Source organism: Gordonia sp. UBA5067, from assembly GCF_002414845.1.
GTDB lineage: Bacteria > Actinomycetota > Actinomycetes > Mycobacteriales > Mycobacteriaceae > Gordonia > Gordonia defluvii.
The window spans coordinates 1-3,119 of the sequence record NZ_DIAX01000016.1; the positions used below are offsets into that span (position 1 = coordinate 1).

General features: G+C 66.5%; 3 protein-coding genes and 1 pseudogene. 2 read left to right on the forward strand and 2 right to left on the reverse strand.

What is annotated here, in order from left to right:
* Positions 1–210: 210 nt before the first annotated feature.
* Complete coding sequence (locus tag B4M62_RS02580) at positions 211–1,329, reverse strand: alcohol dehydrogenase family protein (protein WP_290704732.1); 1,119 nt, start codon at positions 1,327–1,329, stop codon at positions 211–213.
* Between the two features lie 5 nt (positions 1,330–1,334).
* The gene (locus B4M62_RS02585) at positions 1,335–2,180 is read right to left on the reverse strand and encodes a HalD/BesD family halogenase (protein WP_290704735.1); all 846 of its coding nucleotides are present in this window, start codon (positions 2,178–2,180) and stop codon (positions 1,335–1,337) included.
* A 187-nt stretch (positions 2,181–2,367) separates the two neighbouring features.
* Between B4M62_RS02585 and B4M62_RS02590 the strand changes: the two genes are divergently transcribed.
* Both B4M62_RS02590 and B4M62_RS02595 read left to right on the forward strand, forming a co-directional pair.
* Positions 2,368–2,796 (forward strand): Fur family transcriptional regulator, encoded by a 429-nt coding sequence (locus B4M62_RS02590; RefSeq protein WP_290704738.1) that lies wholly within the window; start codon positions 2,368–2,370, stop codon positions 2,794–2,796.
* A gap of 81 nt (positions 2,797–2,877) precedes the next feature.
* Positions 2,878–3,119: pseudogene (locus B4M62_RS02595) on the forward strand (catalase-peroxidase); the annotation flags it as partial.

Consider the following 3,119-nt stretch of genomic DNA (forward strand, 5'->3'; position numbering starts at 1 on the left):
GTCCTTCGTGAGATGCGAATGTGGGGTGCGCGAGCACTCCGGGTCAGAGACCGGGATTGGCTGATCGTTCAGTGGCGAGCGCAGTGAGCTGGCTCCGGTTCCGCCGGAAGGTGATCACTGACATTCGCGACGGAGATCCTCTCACTTGGACGGCACCCGACGAAGCGTTGTCCGCCCCGACCCGCGTGCAGCGCGACGCCCGTCAACTCGTCAGTGACCGGCGGACGGTGGGATGAGGACGAAGTTGCCGACATGGTGCTTCTGCAGGAACTCGCGCTGCGCGTCGGCGATGCGTTCCAGTGGGAACGTCTTGGCGACGAGTGGACGGATCTCGCCTCGCTCGATGTAGCCGACGAGATTGGGAAACACCGGCTCATCCCACGCGGTGCAACCGATCAGCCGGAGATCCTTGAGATAGAAGGTACGCAGGTCGAGCGTGACCAGCGGGCCGCCGATGGCCCCCGAGGACACGTAGCGTCCGCCTCGCCGCAACACCTTCAGCATGCCGGGGAACGATGGCCCCCCGACGTTGTCGATGACGACATCGATCGACTCCGCGCCGAGCGCGAGCACGACATCGTCGCTTCGATCAATGACGTCGTCCGCCCCGATCGCCCGCACCCGGTCCATCTTCGCCCTCCCTGCGATCGCGGTGACCGTGGCGCCACGCCGCTTGACGAGTTGCACCACTGCCGAGCCGACCCCACCGGACGCGCCGGCTACCAGCACGTGCTCACCCTTGGCCACCCCTGCGCGATGCACCATGTTCTCGGCAGTGCCGTAGGCGCATGGGATCGAGCCCAGCTCTACGTCGGTCCAGTCGCACATCACCGGAAAGATGTCCGACGACGGAGCCGTCACGAACTGGGCGAATGCGCCGTCGAAGTCGGAACCCATCCACACGTTGTCCATCGACCCGAACCCGGCCGGGCGAATGCACGGTCGCACCAGTACACGTGATCCGATGGTGCTCTCGTCGCCACCGGGCCCCACCGCGACCACTCGGCCGCAGCAATCGGTGCCCTGGATGAACGGGAACGGTGTGGTCGCGTTCCAACCCCCATCGGACCGTGCGACCACGTTCTCCCCCGCAGCCTCTTCGGCGACAGCCGCGGTGGCGGTGGAAACAGACGCTGAGTACCAGCCGAGGCGGGTGTTGATCTCGGTGTTGTTGACCCCGGCAGCGAGCACCTGCAGCAAGACCTCGCCCGGCAGCGGCACCGGCACGGGAACGTCGCGATAGTCGAGCCGGTCGTAGCCGCCGTGGCCGGTGGTCACGACGGCTTTCATCGTCGCCCTGCCATTCGGGGCGTGCTTGGTGCCGGTCATCCCCGTCAGTCGACCAGTGCGTCGCTGCGCACTCCGGCGCGCTCGACGTGGATCGGCAGCACGCGGCCGTAGAGCTGGGCGGTGCGCTCCGCACTGCCGACCATCCCCGGTTCCTCGACGTAGCTGAAGATCGCCACGTACCGCGCCTGCGACCCCGAGAGCGGCGTGACACGATGCAGGGAGTACCGGCCCTTGAAGATCTGCAGGTCGCCGGGCTCGAGGTGCAGTGTGCGGATCAGGCCGGCGTCACCGTCGAGCACGGCTTGCACGCCCTCGTAGTTCTCGTCGGTGGGGGTGCGCAGATGCGGGCTGTACTCGAAGTCGCCGCCCACCTCAGCGTTCTGGATGGCAAGGGTGACGGTGTAGTTGTTGGTGTCGAAGTGCCACGGAAAGCCGTTGCCCGCTTCGGCGGTGTTGACGATGACGTCGGCCAATGGATCGGCGTAGCGGAAGAACCGCTGCTCGCCGAGCGCAGCCTGGACGAATGGTGCGAACACGGGCCATTCGTAGATCTCACGCAGGATGCTGCCCCGACCGAAGTTGTCGGCAGGGACGAACGCGTTCGACCGGTCGTAGAAGCGCCGCAACGGGTGCTCTGCGGGGAGATCCGCCCGGTCCTGCGTGAAGTACGGGTTCGTGCGGCTGAAGTTGCGATGCCCGTGCACGGCGACGCGGTCGCACTCCTCGACCAGCTGGGCGATGCGCTCGGCTCGCACGAAACCCTTCAGCACCGCACATCCGTCGGCCTCGATGGCCCCGCGCAGCCGGGCGATCAGCGCATCGCGCGCCGGGCCGGCCTCGACGATGGGGTAGCGGTCGGTGTCGACGTAGTCGACGGCACTCGGGTTCACGGTGCCTCTCCCCCTCCGGTGAAAGGATCTTGTTGAATCGCGGCCTCACGCTACTGCGTCACTCCCTCCCCACTGGTGTCCCCCGATCCCTGTGGCGTGGAGCGATGCATCGATACCGGAATCAGTCCAGTACTTGACTCAGTCCGGAATCTGTGGTGAGATCAGCGCTGTGACGAGAGCAACCGGCATGACGACGACCGACGAAGTGGATCAACTCCTTCGACACCACGGCGTGCAGGTGACGGCGCAGCGGTTGGCCATCATGCGCGCGGTGTCGGCCCGCCCCCACGCCACGGCCGACGAGCTCACCGACGACGTGCGCGCCGTCATCGGCTCGATCTCTCGCCAGGCGGTGTACGACTCGCTCGGTGTGCTGGTCGACAAGCACCTCGTTCGCCGCATCCAGCCGGCGGGGTCACCGGCACGGTTCGAGAACCGGGTCGACGACAACCACCACCACCTCATCTGTCGCACCTGCGGCAGCACGTTCGACATCGACTGTGCAGTCGGGGCCGTGCCCTGCCTCACCGCCGACGATGACCACGGCTTCGAGATCGACGAGGCCGAGGTCATCTACTGGGGCCGCTGCCCGTCGTGCCGTCGTTCCACCACATGACCTTCGTGACCGTTACAAGGAGCAGCAATGACTGACCACACAGCCCTCGAGATCAACGACAGCGTGCAGACCTGCCCGGTGATGGGCGGCCCTCTCGCCGCCCACACTGCTGCTGGGTCGACCGCCAACCAGCACTGGTGGCCCAACCAGTTGAGCCTGAGGATGCTGCACCAGCACTCCCCCGCCTCCAATCCGCTCGGTGCCGACTTCGACTACGCGAAGGAGTTCAACACGCTCGACCTCGCCGCGGTGAAGCACGACCTCGCCACGCTGATGACGTCGTCACAGGACTGGTGGCCGGCCGACTACGGCCACTACGGCCC

Coding starts and splice junctions, on each gene's coding strand:
- B4M62_RS02590 (WP_290704738.1), top strand. CDS start 2,368: ATGACGACGACCGACGAAGTGGATCAACTCCTTCGACACCACGGCGTG.
- B4M62_RS02580 (WP_290704732.1), bottom strand. CDS start 1,329: ATGACCGGCACCAAGCACGCCCCGAATGGCAGGGCGACGATGAAAGCC.